The following is a 15,313-nucleotide window of genomic DNA, read 5'->3' as shown; positions in this document are numbered from 1 at the left end:
CTGCGGCTCGGCCAGCGCGCCAGCCGGGTGCCGCGGGGGCCGTGGCACTGCTTGTTCTGCTGGCCACGGGGCGGGTCCTCGCAGCTGCGGGCAGCGGTGCGGTGGTTGAAGTCGCATCGGAAAATGATCGAAACGGTGCAGCCGAACCTCGTTTCAGCACAGGGCATCAGGCGTAATGTTCAGTCATGGACCGCCGCATTTTCGGGCTGGAGAACGAGTACGGCGTCACGTGTACGTTCAGGGGACAGCGCCGCCTGTCTCCCGACGAGGTGGCGCGGTACCTCTTCCGCCGTGTCGTGTCATGGGGCCGCAGCAGCAATGTCTTTCTGCGAAACGGCGCCCGCCTCTATCTCGACGTGGGGTCACATCCGGAATACGCCACACCGGAATGTGACAACGTGACAGAACTGGTCACCCACGACAAGGCCGGCGAGCGCATTCTGGAAGGACTCCTGGTAGACGCCGAACGACGCCTGCACGAGGAAGGAATCGCGGGCGACGTCTACCTCTTCAAGAACAACACCGACTCGGCGGGCAACTCCTACGGCTGCCACGAGAACTATCTGGTGGCCCGCCACGGGGAGTTCTCCCGGCTCGCGGACATCCTCATCCCGTTCCTCGTCACCAGGCAGCTTCTCTGCGGTGCCGGCAAGGTGCTGCAGACCCCGCGTGGCGCGGTGTACTGCGTCAGTCAGCGGGCCGAGCACATCTGGGAGGGCGTCTCCTCGGCGACGACGCGTTCCCGGCCGATCATCAACACGCGTGACGAACCCCACGCGGACGCCGAGCGTTACCGTCGTCTGCACGTCATCGTGGGCGACTCGAACATGTCCGAGACGACCATGCTGCTGAAGGTCGGCGCCACCGATCTCGTACTGCGCATGATCGAGGCGGGCACGGTGATGCGCGATCTGACCCTGGAGAATCCGATCCGGGCGATCCGCGAGGTCAGCCATGACATCACGGGCCGCCGCAAGGTGCGTCTGGCCAGCGGCCGCGAGGCGTCCGCTCTGGAGGTGCAGCGCGAGTACTACGAGAAGGCCGTGGACTTCTGCGAGCGGCGCGGCATCCGCACCGGCACCGTCGAGCAGGTCCTGGAGCTGTGGGGCCGCACGCTGGACTCGATCGAGTCCGAGGACCTCGACCGGATCGGTACCGAGATCGACTGGGTGATGAAGTACAAGCTCCTCGAGCGGTACCGCGCCAAGCACAACATGACCATGTCGAACCCGCGGGTCGCGCAGATAGACCTCGCGTATCACGACATCCACCGTCGTCGAGGGCTGTACTACCTGCTGGAGAAGAAGGGGCAGGCCGCCCGGATCTGCAATGACCTGAGGATCTTCGAGGGCAAGTCGGTGCCGCCGCAGACCACCCGGGCGCGGTTGCGCGGCGACTTCATCCGGCGGGCGCAGGAGCAGCGGCGGGACTTCACCGTCGACTGGGTCCATCTCAAGCTGAACGACCAGGCACAACGCACGGTGTTGTGCAAGGACCCGTTCCGTTCCGTCGACGACCGGGTGGAGAAGCTCATCGCCGGAATGTGAGCTGTCAGTCCGGGCCGATCAGTTCCGGTCGCTTTTGCGGAACGCGACACAGGGCGCCGTACGTTCTTCGTACGGCGCCCTTCTCAAGTCGTAGAGTTGCGCGCACGCCCACCGCAAGATCGACCGATACGAGGCCCCCACCGTGCGCCGACGCTCACTCCTCATTGCCGCTCCCGCCGGACTGCTCACGCTTGCCGGCTGCGGTGGCGACGACACGGCCGACAAGGACAAGGCCAGTAAAAGTACGTCCCCCTCGGCGTCCCCGTCGGCCAGTGCGCCCCCTCCGCCGAAGCTCGTCGACGGGCCGCTGCCGGCCATCACCGCCGGTGCGAAGTTCGACGAGAAGCCGACCGTCGCCAAGGGCAGCGGTGATCCCTCGAAGGACCTCGCGGTCAAGACGGTCGTGGCGGGCAACCGTAAGACGCTGGCCGAGAACGACTTCGTGAAGTTGAACTACCTGGCCCAGGTCTGGACCACGGCGAAGGTCTTCGACAACTCCTACGACCGCAAGGCGCCCATCGTCGTACAGCTGGCCCAGGGCCAGGTCATGGACGGCTGGCGCTATGCCCTGATGGGCAAGAAGACCGGCAGCCGCGTTCTGATGGCCGTGCCTCCGACCTGGGGCTTCGGTGCGCAGGGGAACCCTCAGGCTGGCGTCAAGGGCACGGACACGCTGGTCTGTGTCCTCGACGTCCAGGACACCTTCAACGCGAAGAGCTCCGCCAAGGGCTCCGAGGTCGCGCAGTCGAACATCGACCTGCCGAAGGTCGGCACCAACACCGACGGCAAGGCTCCCTCCATCGAGGTGCCGAAGAAGGACGCGCCGACGAAGCTCGTCGCGAACTACATCCTGGAGGGGGACGGCGAGGAGGTCGCGGCGAGCGATGGTGTCCTCGTGCAGTACAAGGGGGTGCTCTGGGCCGACGGCAAGGAGTTCGACTCCTCGTACAGCAGGCAGCAGCTGACCTCGTTCTCGCTGCAGCAGGTCGTCAAGGGCTGGGCGCAGGGCCTGACGGGTAAGAAGGTGGGCAGCCGCGTACTCATCGTCGTCCCGCCGAAGCTCGGATACGGCGACAAGCCGCCGCAGGGCAGCGCCATCAAGAAGGACTCGGTGCTGGTCTTCTCGGTCGACATCCTCGCGAAGATGTGAGGCGTGCGGGGATGTAAGACTGTCGGGGTTGTCCCCAGTTGCCTTTCGCACACAGCAGGAGCCGAAACGTGAGCATCGAGAAGCCGGAGATCGACTTCCCCGAAGGCCCGCCCCCCGCGGACCTCGAGATCAAGGAGATCTGGGAGGGCGAGGGGCCGGTCGCGAAGGCCGGCGACTTCGTCAAGGTCCACTACGTGGGCGTGGCCTACTCCAGCGGCGAGGAGTTCGACGCCTCCTGGAACCGCGGTACGCCGCTGGAGTTCCAGCTCGGCGTCGGCCAGGTCATCTCCGGCTGGGACCAGGGTGTGCAGGGCATGAAGGTCGGCGGGCGCCGTCAGCTGACCATCCCCGCCCACCTCGCGTACGGCGATCGCGGTGCCGGTGGCGGTCGTATCGCGCCGGGCGAGACGCTGATCTTCGTCTGCGACCTGGTCGCGGTCTGAGCCTCGAGGCCTGATCTTCGCGGACTGATCCTCGTGGTCTGATCTTCGCGGGTCCGTCCGCGAAGGGCTCGCGGCCCGGTCTTCGTACGCCGTGTGATCGCGGTGCGACCGGACCCGATCAAGTGGGGCCCATGCCTGTCAGGCATGGGCCCTCGGCTTTTGCCACGACACTCCGGAGCGGTACGGTCATCGATCGGAAGCACCATAGGGAAGGGCGTCGATGGCCATTGCCAAGGCCGAGCGGCTGATGAACCTGGCGCTGTGTCTGCTCGGGACGCGGCGGCCGCTCAGCAAGCGCGAGTTGCGCGATTCCATCGAGGCTTACGTCGATGCCTTCCGGCCGGGTAGTGGCGCGGTCGGCTCGGACGACTCCTTCAACCGGATGTTCGAGCGTGACAAGGACGATCTGCGCGAGCTCGGCCTGGTCATCGAGACGGTGGAGAGCCTGGACGGCGAGGTCGGCTATCTCGCCCGCCGGGACAGCAACCGGCTGCCGCCCATCACGCTCGACGCCGAGGAGGCCGCCGCCCTGGGCCTGGTCGCCAAGGTCTGGCAGCAGGCCCGCCTCGCGGGCGCGGCCAGCGGCGCCCTGCAGAAGCTGCGCGCGGCCGGACTGCCCGAGGACGTCGACCCGTACGAGGCCCATGGCGCCCTGGAGCCGCACATCCCCGTGCACGAGGCGGCCTTCGAACCGCTGATGCTCGCCTGCCGTGACCGCCGCCCCGTCGCCTTCGACTACCGCAAGGCCACCGCCGCCCGCCCCGAGCCCCGCATCGTCGAGCCGTGGGCGCTGGAGTGCTGGCGCGGCCACTGGTACCTGGCCGGCTGGGACCGCGACCGGGGCGCCGAGCGCGTCTTCAGGCTGTCGCGGATCACCGGCAAGGTCCGTACCCGCAGCGGGAAGTTCACGGCCGAGGTGCCCGATGTCGTCACCGTGCGGGAGACCGTCGCGAGCTGGGCCGGAGAGACCGCCGACCGCTCCGCGCTGATACGGCTGCGCAGCGGAGCGGGCTATCCGCTGCGCGCCAAGGCCGTCTCCGTACGGGAACTGGGGGACGGCTGGGACGAGTTGGAGATTCCGTACGGGCATGGCCTGGACGCCTGGCTCGTCGAGTTCGGGCCCGATGTGGTGGTCCTGGAGCCGGCCGAGCTGCGGGCCGATGTCGTGGACCGGCTGCGCGCCGTGGCCAAGGGCTGAGGGGGCGTAGGAGAAGTGGCGGGAAAACCGGTCAGGCCTGTGAGCGCTATCGACCAGACGCGGCGGATGCTGTCCCTGGTGACGTATCTGCGGGAGCGTCCCGGTGCGCGCGTCAGTGATGTCGCCCGGGCGTTCGGGATCACCGAGGACGAGCTGATCTCCGACCTCGATGTGCTGCCGCTGTGCGGGACCAGCTTCCGCGGCGGCGATCTGCTGGACATCGACACCGACGGCGACCGCATCTGGTGGCGCAACCCTGGTGCCCTGGGCGCGGAAGCGGCCGAGCCGCTGCGGATCGCCGCCGACGAGGCGACCGCACTGCTGGTGGCCGCCCGGGCCGTGGCGACGCTGCCCGGGCTGCGGGAGGGCGACCGGCAGGCGCTGCTGCGGGCCACCGCCAAGGTGGAGGCCGCGGCGGGCGAGGCGGCGGGCGCCAGTGCCCGGCTTTCGGTGACGTTCGAGTCCGAGGGCGGGGTCTTCGCGGACGTCGACCGGGCGATCTCCGAGCGGCGTCGGCTGTGGATCCGCTACTACTCGCCCGGCCGTGACGAGCTCACCGAGCGCGAGATCGACCCGATTCGCCTGGTCAGCGTCGGCCACACCTACGTGGAGGCCTGGTGCCGCCGCTCCGAGGCGCGGCGCACCTTCCGGCTCGACAGGGTCGCGGAGATCCGCATCTTGGACGAGCCGTCCGCGCCGCCCGAGATCGAACTGCGGGACCTCTCCGAGGGGCTGGTACAGCCCGCCGCCGAGGACCCCGAGGTGGTCGTCGAGGTCAGCCCGGGCGGGCGCTGGGTCGCCGAGTACTACCCGCACGACAGCGCCGATGAACTCCCCGACGGCGGGCTGCGTATCACTCTGCGTGCCCCCGATCCCGCCTCGTTGCGCCGACTCGCGCTGCGGCTCGGGCGGGACGGCCGGATCGTCTCACCGCGGGAGCTCGCGGACAGCGCCCGGCGGGCGGCACGCGAGGCGCTCGCGGCGTACGACGTGCCGGCGGGCGATGGGGGTCCCGCCGCTCGAGCGAAGCCGAGCGTGGGGGAGGAGCCGAGAGTGGGGGAGGGCCTCCCCGAGGGGCCGCACGGAGTTCAGGACGGGCTGTACGGCAGGCAGGAGCAACAGCTGTGAGCAGGTCGGTGATGTCTGGTACGCAAGGAATGTCTGTGACGTCCGCGTTCTCGGGCATGACGAGAGTGGATCCCGTGGTGTTCAAGGCCGCCTGCCCCGACTGCCGTGCCCACTTCGAACTCTCCGCGAACGCCCTGCGCCTGGCGATCGGCGCCACACCGAAGACGACCTTCTACTCCTTCACCTGCCCGGAGTGCGAGGCGGCGGTGCGCAAGCCGGCCGGTGAGCGGATCGTGGAACTCCTCACCGGCGGGGGAGTGCGGACCCTGCGGCTGCACTCCACCGTCTAGGCTCGGCGCATGTTCTGGCCGATGCTCGCGATCGCTGTGGGTTTCCTGGGAATCGCCGTACTGGGCGTGCTCGCCGTCCGGGTCTTCCTGGAGGCCGAGCGCCTGGGCAGGCAGGTTACGGACTCCGCACGTCGGATCAGTCGCGCGGCAGACGACCTGGAACGGGCCTCCGCGGCAGCGGCACGCTCTGCGGATGCGCTGTGAGCCGTCCCTGCCGGGCGGTTTGAGTCACTCTGACCTGTCAACTTCCCAGCATCGCCAGGTACGCTGCTGGACGCGGCCCCGAGAACGAGGCGCGGGCCGCAGACCGGGAGTACGCACAGGGATTGCCTCGCGTTCACCCCTGCGCGTTACGATCGCTGTCAGCACGATCCTCGGACAGGTGTCCGACGGGTCGGACGGCAACCCCGCCCCAGCCGCCTCGGTGAGAAGGTAAAGACATATGTTCGGAAGGCTCGGAGCTCCCGAGATCATTCTCATCCTCGTCGTCATCATCCTGCTGTTCGGCGCGAAGAAGCTTCCGGACATGGCTCGCTCGCTGGGCAAGTCCGCTCGCATCCTCAAGAGCGAGGCCAAGGCGATGAAGACCGAGGGCAAGGACGACAGCGCCACCCCGGCAGGTCCGCCGCACGACGACCAGCAGCCCCCGGCCCAGCGCACCATCCAGGCCGCGCCCGGCGATGTGACCAGCTCCCGCCCGGTCACTGAGCCGACGGACACGACCAAGCGCTGACGCAGGGCCGGTGACCTCCGGCCCACTGCACGAGATGGGAACGTGGGTTGCTGAAGCCTGCCCGCAAGAAGGAAGAGAAGGATCCCGAGGGGCGGATGCCCCTCGTGGAACACCTTCGCGAGCTCCGCAACCGGCTCGCGAAGGGCCTGCTGGCCATCTTCCTTGTGACGATCGTCGCCGCCTTCTTCTACAACGACATCATCAACTTCATCACCGAGCCGATCCTTAGTTCGGTCGGCTGTGAGAAGTCGTTCGAGGAACTGGCGAATTCGTCCAAGGAACAGTGTGCGCGGATCACGATCAACGGTCTGCTCACCGCCTTCACGCTGGCCCTGAAGGTGTCCCTGATGGCCGGTGTCGTGCTGGCCTCGCCGGTCTGGCTCTACCAGCTCTGGGCCTTCGTCGCGCCGGGCCTGCACAAGAACGAGAAGAAGTACGCCTACGCGTTCGTCGGCACGGGCGCCCCGCTCTTCCTCGGCGGTGCCTACTTCGCCTACCGGGTGCTGCCCACCACGGCGGAGGTGCTGCTCGGCTTCACACCGGAAAACATCAACAACTTCCTGCCCTTGGACGACCTGCTCGACCTCGTCCTGCGCATGGTGCTCGTCTTCGGCCTCTCCTTCGAGCTGCCACTGCTCCTGGTGATGCTCAACATGACCGGAGCGATCTCCGGAAAGCGCATGGCCGGCTGGTGGCGCGGCATGATCATGGGCATCACGGTGTTCGCCGCGATCGCCACCCCGAGCACGGACCCGCTGACGATGCTGGCACTGGCCGGGCCGATCTGGATCCTGTACTTCCTGGCGACCGGCTTCTCACTGCTGAACGACCGCCGCCGTGCCCGCCGCGAGGCCATGGGCCCGGACGACGACGAAGCCTCCGAACTCGACCTCACACCCGAGGACATCGGCGAGATCGAATCCGTCTCGACCACCCGCGCGCTCCCGGCTCAGGCGCAGACGGACACCGACCGCCAGCGCGAACCGGACCGGGTCAACGGCTACGACGACGTGACCTGACGGACACACATCAGGACCGGCCCCGCGCCCCTGAACTGGGTGGACTCCCCATGCGCGGGGCCGGATCCGGATATTGATCGTCCTGTTGTCAGTGGCTGACGGTACGCTCGAAAGCACGATGACAGAGGATCTCTCACCGGCCGAGCGGTACGAGGCAGCGCGGCAGCGCGCTGTCGAGCAGGCCACGGCGCTCGCGTCCTTCCGCGAGATGTACGACTTCGGCCTCGACCCCTTCCAGATCGAGGCCTGTCAGGCCCTCGAGGCGGGCAAGGGTGTGCTGGTGGCCGCGCCCACCGGTTCGGGCAAGACGATCGTTGGCGAGTTCGCCGTCCATCTCGCCCTCCAGCAGGGCAAGAAGTGCTTCTACACGACGCCCATCAAGGCGCTGTCGAACCAGAAGTACACCGATCTGGCGCGGCGTTACGGCGCCGAGAAGGTGGGCCTGCTCACCGGCGACAACAGCGTCAACGCCGACGCCCCGGTGGTCGTGATGACCACCGAGGTGCTGCGCAACATGCTCTACGCGGGCTCACAGACCCTCCTCGGCCTCGGCTATGTCGTCATGGACGAGGTGCACTACCTCTCCGACCGCTTCCGTGGCGCCGTCTGGGAGGAAGTGATCATCCACCTCCCCGAGTCGGTGACGCTGGTGTCGCTCTCGGCGACGGTGTCGAACGCCGAGGAGTTCGGCGACTGGCTCGACACCGTCCGCGGCCACACCGAAGTGATCGTCTCCGAGCACCGTCCCGTCCCGCTGTTCCAGCACGTGCTGGCCGGACGCCGCATCTACGATCTCTTCGAGGAGGGCGAGGGCCACAAGAAGGCCGTCAACCCCGACCTCACCCGCCTCGCCCGTATGGAGGCGACCCGGCCCTCGTACCAGGACCGCAGACGGGGCCGCAATATGCGCGAGGCCGACCGGGAGCGCGAGCGGCGGCAGAGATCGCGCGTATGGACACCGGGCCGTCCTGAAGTCATCGAACGGCTCGACTCCGAGGGGTTGCTGCCCGCCATCACGTTCATCTTCAGCCGGGCCGCCTGCGAGGCCGCTGTCCAGCAGTGCCTGTACGCGGGCCTCAGGCTGAACGACGACGAGGCACGCCACAAGGTCCGCGCCCTCGTCGAGGGACGTACGTCCTCGATACCGGCCGAGGACCTGCACGTCCTGGGCTACTACGAGTGGCTGGAAGGCCTGGAGCGCGGCATCGCGGCCCACCACGCGGGCATGCTGCCGACGTTCAAGGAGGTCGTCGAGGAGCTGTTCGTACGCGGCCTGGTCAAGGCCGTGTTCGCCACCGAGACGCTCGCCCTCGGCATCAACATGCCCGCCCGCTCGGTGGTGTTGGAAAAGCTCGTCAAGTGGAACGGCGAGCAGCACGCCGACATCACCCCCGGCGAGTACACCCAGCTGACCGGCCGGGCAGGCCGCCGTGGCATCGATGTCGAGGGCCACGCCGTCGTGCTGTGGCAGCGCGGCATGAGCCCCGAGCATCTCGCCGGCCTCGCGGGCACCCGCACGTACCCGCTGCGCTCCAGCTTCAGGCCGTCGTACAACATGGCGGTGAACCTCGTCGAGCAGTTCGGCCGGCATCGCTCGCGCGAACTCCTTGAGACGTCGTTCGCACAGTTCCAGGCCGACAAGTCGGTCGTCGGGATCTCCCGCCAGGTGCAGCGCAACGAAGAGGGACTTGAGGGCTACAAGGCCTCCATGACCTGCCACCTGGGCGACTTCGACGAGTACGCGCGACTGCGTCGCGAACTCAAGGACCGCGAGACCGAGCTGGCCAAGCAGGGTGCGGCGCAGCGGCGTGCGGAAGCGGCCGTGGCGCTGGAGAAGCTCAAGCCCGGCGATGTGATCCACGTGCCGACCGGCAAGTTCGCGGGACTCGCGCTGGTTCTGGACCCGGGGCTGCCCGCCGGGCGGTCCAACGGCCACCGCGGCTTCGAGCACCACGACGGGCCGCGGCCCCTGGTCCTCACCGCCGAGCGGCAGGTCAAGCGCCTCGCGTCGATCGACTTCCCGGTGCCTGTCGAGGCCCTGGAGCGGATGCGCATCCCGAAGTCGTTCAACCCGCGCTCTCCGCAGTCGCGCCGCGATCTCGCCTCCGCGCTGCGCACCAAGGCCGGGCACATCGTTCCCGACCGGCACCGCAAGCGGCGCTCCGAGGCCGTGGACGACCGGGAGATCGCCCGGCTGCGCACCGCGCTGAAAGCACATCCCTGCCATGGGTGCAACGACCGCGAGGACCACGCCCGTTGGGCCGAGCGCTACCACCGGCTGCTGCGCGACACCTCGCAGTTGGAGCGGCGCATCGAAGGGCGTACGAACACCATCGCCCGTACCTTCGACCGCATCGTCGCGCTCCTGACCGAGCTCGACTATCTGCGCGGCGACGAGGTCACCGAGCACGGCAAGCGGCTCGCCCGGCTCTACGGAGAGCTGGACCTGCTCGCCAGCGAGTGCCTGCGCGCCGGGGTCTGGGAAGGCCTCGGCCCGGCCGAACTGGCCGGGTGCGTCTCGGCATTGGTGTACGAGGCCAGGGTCGGCGACGACGCGCTGGCACCGAAGCTGCCGTCCGGTAAGGCCAAGGCCGCACTCGGCGAGATGGTCCGCATCTGGGGTCGCCTGGACGCCCTGGAGGAGGAGTTCCGGATCAGCCAGACCGAGGGCGTCGGCCAGCGCGAGCCGGACCTGGGCTTCGCCTGGGCCGCGTACGAATGGGCCTCTGGCAAGGGGCTCGACGAGGTGCTCCGCGAGGCCGAGATGCCCGCCGGTGACTTTGTGCGCTGGTGCAAGCAGGTCATCGACGTACTCGGCCAGATATCGGCGGCGGCGCCGGTGTCCGGCACCAAGGGGTCCACCGTGGCGAAGAACGCGCGGAAGGCTGTGGACGGGCTGCTGCGGGGGGTCGTCGCTTACTCGTCGGTGGGGTGAGCGACGACGATCACCCCGCCGATGACGGCGGGCTTCGGGGCGCCCAGATCGTACGTTCCAACTGGGCGCCCGGCGTGAGTAGTTGACGGGCGGAATCTGCCTCCGCGAGCTGGGCTTCACCCCTTCTGATGAGGGGTTTTCGTGTGCCCGTACACCGTTACGCATCGTGTTCGAATAGCGGCGGAGCGTGTAAATGGGCCGAGCGTACTCCTCTCGCGCGGGCGATTTCAGGCGCTTGCCGAATATGACTTGGCGATGATCCGGTCGGACTAAGCTCGCCCGCGGCGCACCGAGTTGCGGTGTATTCGTGCGCTTGTTCCCCAATGTTCTGAAGATCCAGAGAACTCCCCCCAGATCCCCAGTCGATTTGTCTTAGAGGGCATACATGGTGAGTGTTCAATCGCCTCCCGTTGGCCGTGAACTTCCTTACGCCCGAGTGCTGTTGCTCCCGGCCATACTGATGGCCGCGGCATCCGGAGCCGCCGTCGCCGTCGTCACGGAACCGGCCCGGGTCGCCGTCGGCTGGTGCGGAGGCGTCGCGACGCTCCTGATGATCGCGACCGTCGCCGAAGCGGTCCGCCGCGGCCGCGTCGTCCGAGCCGTCCGCGCCGAACTCGCGCGCCGTACGGCCTACCTGGAACAGCGCATCGCCGCCCAGGACGACGAGATCTTCCACCTCGGCAAGGAGCTGCTGCCCGCCGCGCTGTACCGGCTGCGCTGTGGAGACTCCCCCGAAGTGGCGATCCGTAAAACCGCCGATGCGGATCCGCGCGTCCGGGAACTCCCCGAATCCCAGCGCGAGTTGCTGCTCGCCCTGCTGCGCATCGTGGACCACGAGGAAGCGATGCGCGACTCCTCGCAGCGCGCCTTCGTCAATATCGCCCGGCGTGTCCAGGCGATCGTCCACCAGCAGAACAAGGAACTGCGCGAGATGGAGGAGGACCACGGGCGCAACCCCGAGGTCTTCGACGACCTGCTGCGCATCGACCACGGCACCGCGCTGATCGGTCGACTCGCCGACTCCATCGCCGTGCTCGGCGGCTCCCGCCCGGGCCGCGTATGGCCCAAGCCCGTACCGCTGTACAGCGTGCTGCGCGGTGCCATGTCCCGGATCCTGGAGTACCGGCGCATCGAGCTGCACTCCATCGCCAAGGTCAACGTCACCGGCCCGTCGGTCGAGCCGGTCATCCACGCCGCCGCCGAACTCCTCGACAACGCCACGCGCTACTCGCCGCCGCAGACCAAGGTGCACGTCACCGCCGTCGAGGTGCAGACCGGTGTCGCCATCGAGATCGAGGACGCCGGAGTCAGCCTCAGCGAGGAGGCCCGCCGCCGGGCCGAGGGCATGCTCGAGAAGGCCCAGATCGGCATCGACCTCAACGACCTCGGCGACAGCCCCCGGCTCGGCATGGCCGTCGTGGGCCGGCTGACGCAGATGTACAAGCTGCAGGTCTCGCTGCGGCAGTCCGCGTACGGCGGTGTCCGCGCCGTGATCGTCGTGCCCCGCGACATGCTCACCGAGGAGTTCGCCCCCGGCCTGGCTCACGGCATCGGCGCCTCCTCCGTACCCAAGGTGGACTTCGGCGGTGTCGAGGGACCGGAGCGCAAGCCCAAGAAGCGCCGTCCCACCACCGGACCCCGTATCCCCGACTCGGTGGCCGCGATGGAGGACGACGTCCCCGAGGTGACCGAGTGGACGGCGAACGGTCTGCCGCAGCGCCGCAGCCGCGTCAAGATCCCGTTCAGCCAGCGGGTCGCCGAGGCCCGGGCGGCCGAGGCGGAGGCGGAGGCCGCGCGCAAGGAAGGCCGCCCCGTCATCGACTGGACCCGCTCCTCCACCCAGACGCAGCCCGAGCCGAAGAAGGACGAACCCGAACCCGGCCTGTGGGTCGAGGCGTTCATGGCCGGACTCAAGGGCGATCCCACTGACCAGGACGCCAAGGACGGCCAGGACAAGACACCAGGCGAGACGAACACTCCGGCCCCTGCCGAGGCCGAAGACGAGGGGGACCTCAAGTGATCCAGCAGCGAGCCAACTTCGACTGGATGCTCAAGGAGCTGTCCGACGGGGTGCCCGGGACCCGGCAGGTCGTGGTGCTCTCCGCCGACGGCCTGCGCATCGCCCGGTACGGCGGTGATCCCGACGCCGCCGACCGCGTCGCCGCGGCCTGCGCCGGACTGCAGAGCCTGGCCGCGGCCGTCGCCACCGAGATCCCCGACACCGACGGCCGGATGCGGATGGTGATCATCGAGATCCACGGCGGCTACTTCTACATGATGGCCGCCGGCCCGGGCGCCTATCTCGCCGTCCTCGCCGACGAGACCGTCGACGCCGGGCTCATGAGCAACCGCATGCGCGACCTCGTCGTACGGATCGGTGCCCACCTGACGAGTCCGCCCCGGCGGAACGGGACGGCCGTATGACTCCTCCGCAACGACGGCGGCGCTTCCCCAAGGAACCGCCGGAGCACAGTCCCCCGAGGATCCCGGACGCGGCGCGGGCACCGCAGCCAAGCGAGGGGCAGGGCGAGGGGAACCAGCCGGGGAGGCTGTACATCCTCACCGGCCAGGTCGAGGACGGCGATCGGGCCGCACTGGACCTGGTGACCCTGATCGTGGCGAACGACGACGCGCCGCCGCCCACCGCCCAGCCGGAACAGGCGGCCCTGCTCCGGCTCTGCCGGACCCCTCTGTCCGTGGCCGAGGTCTCGGCCTATCTCAATCTGCCGTTCAGCGTGGTGACCGTACTGCTGACCGAGCTGCTGACGGCTGAACTGGTACACGCGCGCGCCCCGATCGTCCGCTCGGAGCTGCCCGACCGTTCCCTCCTCGAAGCGGTGATGCATGGACTTCAAAAGCTCTGACACGGTCACGGGCCCTCGCGCCGAGGACCATCTTCCGCATACGGCGCAGGCCGCTGTGAAGATCGTGATCGTGGGTGGCTTCGGCGTCGGCAAGACGACCATGGTGGGCTCCGTCAGCGAGATCAGGCCGCTGACCACGGAGGAGACCATGACGCAGGCCGGCGTCGGAGTCGACGACAACTACGGCTCGGAGAGCAAGACGGCCACCACCGTGGCCATGGACTTCGGCCGCATCAGCATCACCGAACAGCTGGTGCTGTACCTGTTCGGCACCCCCGGGCAGGAGCGCTTCTGGTTCCTGTGGAACGGGCTGTTCGAGGGCGCCCTGGGCGCGGTCGTACTGATCGACACCCGGCGCCTGGAAGTCAGCTTCGACGTCATCGGCCGCCTGGAGGAGCGCGGGGTGCCGTTCGTCGTCGCCGTCAACGACTTCCCGGACGCGCCCCGTTACCCCATGGAGGACCTGCGCGCCGCGCTCGACCTCCCCGAGGAGATCCCCATCGTGAAGTGCGACGCGCGCCGCAGGGCCTCCAGCCGTGACGTGCTGATGACCCTGATGCGCTTCCTGCACTCGATCGCCATGGCCTCCGCGTCCGCCTGACCACCTCACACACCTCAGTTTCGGAGCACCACCGTGACGTCTGAATCCCCCTACCGAACCGGTACGGACGACCCCACGTCCTCCCCGCCGCCGGGCTGCCCCGCCCACGGCATGGGCCCCGGCGGACTGCGCCGCCTGTACGGCCCCGAGGCGGAGGACATGGGAGCCCTGTACGAGAAACTCCGCGCCGAACACGGCAACGTCGCCCCCGCGCTGCTCCACCAGGACGTGCCGATCTGGGTGGTGCTCGGCCACACCGAGAACCTGCACATGGTCCGCACCCCCTCGCAGTACACCCGCGACAGCCGCATCTGGAACGCCGTCCGGGACGGCTCGGCGGGCCCGGACCACCCGCTCATGCCCCTCTTCGCCTGGCAGCCCATCTGCGCCATGGCCGAGGGCGACGAGCATCTGCGGCTGCGCGGGGCGGTGGTGGGCGCCATGTCGACCATCGACCATCGCGGCATCCGCCGCTACATCAACCGCGCCACACAGAGCCTGGTCAACCGCTTCTGCGAGGAGGGCAGCGCCGACCTGGTGAGCCAGTTCGCCGAGCACCTCCCGATGGCCGTGCTCTGCGAGATCCTCGGCATGCCCGAGGAGTACAACGAGCGCATCGTGCAGGCCGCCCGCGACATGATCAAGGGCACCGAGACCGCGATCGCCAGCAACGAGTACATCATGGGCACCCTGAACCGGCTCACCCTCCGCCGTCGTGCCCAGCTCCAGGAGGACTTCACCAGCCACCTCATCAGGCATCCGGCAGGGCTCACCGACGACGAGGTGGCGCAGCATCTGCGTCTCGTACTGATCGCCGCGTACGAGACCACCGCCAACCTCATCGCCAACGTGCTGCGTATGGTGCTCACCGACCCGCGTTTCCGGGCCCAGCTCAACGGCGGCCAGATGACGGTGCCCGAGGCGGTCGAGCAGTCCCTGTGGGACGATCCGCCGTTCAGCGCCGTCCTGGGCTACTTCGCCAAGCAGGAAACCGAGTTGGGCGGTCAGCGCATCCGCAAGGGTGACGGGCTGCTGCTCGCAATGGCACCCGGCAACGTCGACCCGCGCGTCCGCCCGGACCTCACGGCGAACATGCAGGGCAACCGCTCGCACCTCTCCTTCAGTGGCGGTCCGCACGAATGCCCGGGCCAGGACATCGGCCGCGCCATCGCCGACGTCGGCGTCGACGCGCTCCTGATGCGACTGCCGGACGTCCAACTCGCCTGCGAGGAGCATGAGTTGCGCTGGACGGGATCCATCTCCTCCCGGCACCTGGCGGAACTCCCGGTGACGTTCATGGCGAAGCCGCCGCAGGAGGACACGCAACAGCCCGGCGCCCGCTCCGCCGAGCAGCAGCCGCGGGTGGACTGGCAGGTCACCACGCCCGCCCCGGCACCCGAACCAC

Annotated in this window: 15 protein-coding genes; all 15 read left to right on the top strand. The window is 68.7% G+C overall.

Going from position 1 to position 15,313, the window contains the following annotated elements:
* Window positions 1-185: 185 nt before the first annotated feature.
* Window positions 186-1,547 (top strand): Pup--protein ligase, encoded by a 1,362-nt coding sequence (gene pafA / locus G6048_RS40210; protein ID WP_165344550.1) that lies wholly within the window; start codon window positions 186-188, stop codon window positions 1,545-1,547.
* Window positions 1,548-1,689: 142 nt separating this feature from the next.
* On the top strand, window positions 1,690-2,697 hold the full coding sequence (locus G6048_RS40205; RefSeq protein WP_165344549.1) for an FKBP-type peptidyl-prolyl cis-trans isomerase: 1,008 nt from the start codon (window positions 1,690-1,692) through the stop codon (window positions 2,695-2,697).
* 68 nt (window positions 2,698-2,765) lie between these two features.
* The gene (locus tag G6048_RS40200) at window positions 2,766-3,140 is read left to right on the top strand and encodes an FKBP-type peptidyl-prolyl cis-trans isomerase (protein WP_165344548.1); all 375 of its coding nucleotides are present in this window, start codon (window positions 2,766-2,768) and stop codon (window positions 3,138-3,140) included.
* A 220-nt stretch (window positions 3,141-3,360) separates the two neighbouring features.
* On the top strand, window positions 3,361-4,338 hold the full coding sequence (locus G6048_RS40195) for a helix-turn-helix transcriptional regulator (RefSeq protein WP_165344547.1): 978 nt from the start codon (window positions 3,361-3,363) through the stop codon (window positions 4,336-4,338).
* Between the two features lie 15 nt (window positions 4,339-4,353).
* Window positions 4,354-5,466 carry a helix-turn-helix transcriptional regulator gene (locus G6048_RS40190; RefSeq protein ID WP_165344546.1) on the top strand — a complete coding sequence of 371 codons (1,113 nt, stop codon included), beginning with the start codon at window positions 4,354-4,356 and terminating at the stop codon, window positions 5,464-5,466.
* A gap of 11 nt (window positions 5,467-5,477) precedes the next feature.
* A complete protein-coding gene (locus G6048_RS40185) occupies window positions 5,478-5,756 on the top strand; it encodes a hypothetical protein (protein WP_165344545.1) in 279 nt (92 codons plus the stop codon).
* A 9-nt stretch (window positions 5,757-5,765) separates the two neighbouring features.
* Window positions 5,766-5,960 (top strand): hypothetical protein, encoded by a 195-nt coding sequence (locus tag G6048_RS40180; protein WP_165344544.1) that lies wholly within the window; start codon window positions 5,766-5,768, stop codon window positions 5,958-5,960.
* Between the two features lie 238 nt (window positions 5,961-6,198).
* Window positions 6,199-6,489 (top strand): Sec-independent protein translocase subunit TatA, encoded by a 291-nt coding sequence (tatA, locus tag G6048_RS40175; RefSeq protein ID WP_165261740.1) that lies wholly within the window; start codon window positions 6,199-6,201, stop codon window positions 6,487-6,489.
* 47 nt (window positions 6,490-6,536) lie between these two features.
* Entirely contained in the window at window positions 6,537-7,508 is a 972-nt protein-coding gene (gene tatC, locus G6048_RS40170) for a twin-arginine translocase subunit TatC (protein ID WP_165344543.1), read from the top strand.
* A gap of 73 nt (window positions 7,509-7,581) precedes the next feature.
* Window positions 7,582-10,443 carry a DEAD/DEAH box helicase gene (locus G6048_RS40165; RefSeq protein WP_165344542.1) on the top strand — a complete coding sequence of 954 codons (2,862 nt, stop codon included), beginning with the start codon at window positions 7,582-7,584 and terminating at the stop codon, window positions 10,441-10,443.
* A 385-nt stretch (window positions 10,444-10,828) separates the two neighbouring features.
* Complete coding sequence (locus G6048_RS40160; RefSeq protein WP_165344541.1) at window positions 10,829-12,463, top strand: sensor histidine kinase; 1,635 nt, start codon at window positions 10,829-10,831, stop codon at window positions 12,461-12,463.
* On the top strand, window positions 12,460-12,867 hold the full coding sequence (locus G6048_RS40155; protein WP_165344540.1) for a roadblock/LC7 domain-containing protein: 408 nt from the start codon (window positions 12,460-12,462) through the stop codon (window positions 12,865-12,867). Before G6048_RS40160 ends, G6048_RS40155 begins: the two co-directional genes overlap by 4 nt.
* The gene (locus G6048_RS40150) at window positions 12,864-13,307 is read left to right on the top strand and encodes a DUF742 domain-containing protein (RefSeq protein ID WP_165344539.1); all 444 of its coding nucleotides are present in this window, start codon (window positions 12,864-12,866) and stop codon (window positions 13,305-13,307) included. Before G6048_RS40155 ends, G6048_RS40150 begins: the two co-directional genes overlap by 4 nt.
* Entirely contained in the window at window positions 13,288-13,908 is a 621-nt protein-coding gene (locus tag G6048_RS40145; RefSeq protein WP_165344538.1) for a GTP-binding protein, read from the top strand. Before G6048_RS40150 ends, G6048_RS40145 begins: the two co-directional genes overlap by 20 nt.
* A gap of 33 nt (window positions 13,909-13,941) precedes the next feature.
* Window positions 13,942-15,313: cytochrome P450 (locus G6048_RS40140; protein WP_408056220.1), on the top strand; the 1,372-nt coding region annotated here is incomplete at its 3' end.

Source organism: Streptomyces ureilyticus, assembly GCF_011045025.1.
Taxonomy (GTDB): domain Bacteria; phylum Actinomycetota; class Actinomycetes; order Streptomycetales; family Streptomycetaceae; genus Streptomyces; species Streptomyces ureilyticus.
This window is presented reverse-complemented; position numbering and strand designations above follow the sequence as displayed.

Coding starts and splice junctions, on each gene's coding strand:
- pafA (WP_165344550.1), top strand. CDS start 186: ATGGACCGCCGCATTTTCGGGCTGGAGAACGAGTACGGCGTCACGTGT.
- G6048_RS40195 (WP_165344547.1), top strand. CDS start 3,361: ATGGCCATTGCCAAGGCCGAGCGGCTGATGAACCTGGCGCTGTGTCTG.
- G6048_RS40185 (WP_165344545.1), top strand. CDS start 5,478: ATGTCTGGTACGCAAGGAATGTCTGTGACGTCCGCGTTCTCGGGCATG.
- G6048_RS40180 (WP_165344544.1), top strand. CDS start 5,766: ATGTTCTGGCCGATGCTCGCGATCGCTGTGGGTTTCCTGGGAATCGCC.
- tatA (WP_165261740.1), top strand. CDS start 6,199: ATGTTCGGAAGGCTCGGAGCTCCCGAGATCATTCTCATCCTCGTCGTC.
- G6048_RS40160 (WP_165344541.1), top strand. CDS start 10,829: ATGGTGAGTGTTCAATCGCCTCCCGTTGGCCGTGAACTTCCTTACGCC.
- G6048_RS40150 (WP_165344539.1), top strand. CDS start 12,864: ATGACTCCTCCGCAACGACGGCGGCGCTTCCCCAAGGAACCGCCGGAG.
- G6048_RS40145 (WP_165344538.1), top strand. CDS start 13,288: ATGGACTTCAAAAGCTCTGACACGGTCACGGGCCCTCGCGCCGAGGAC.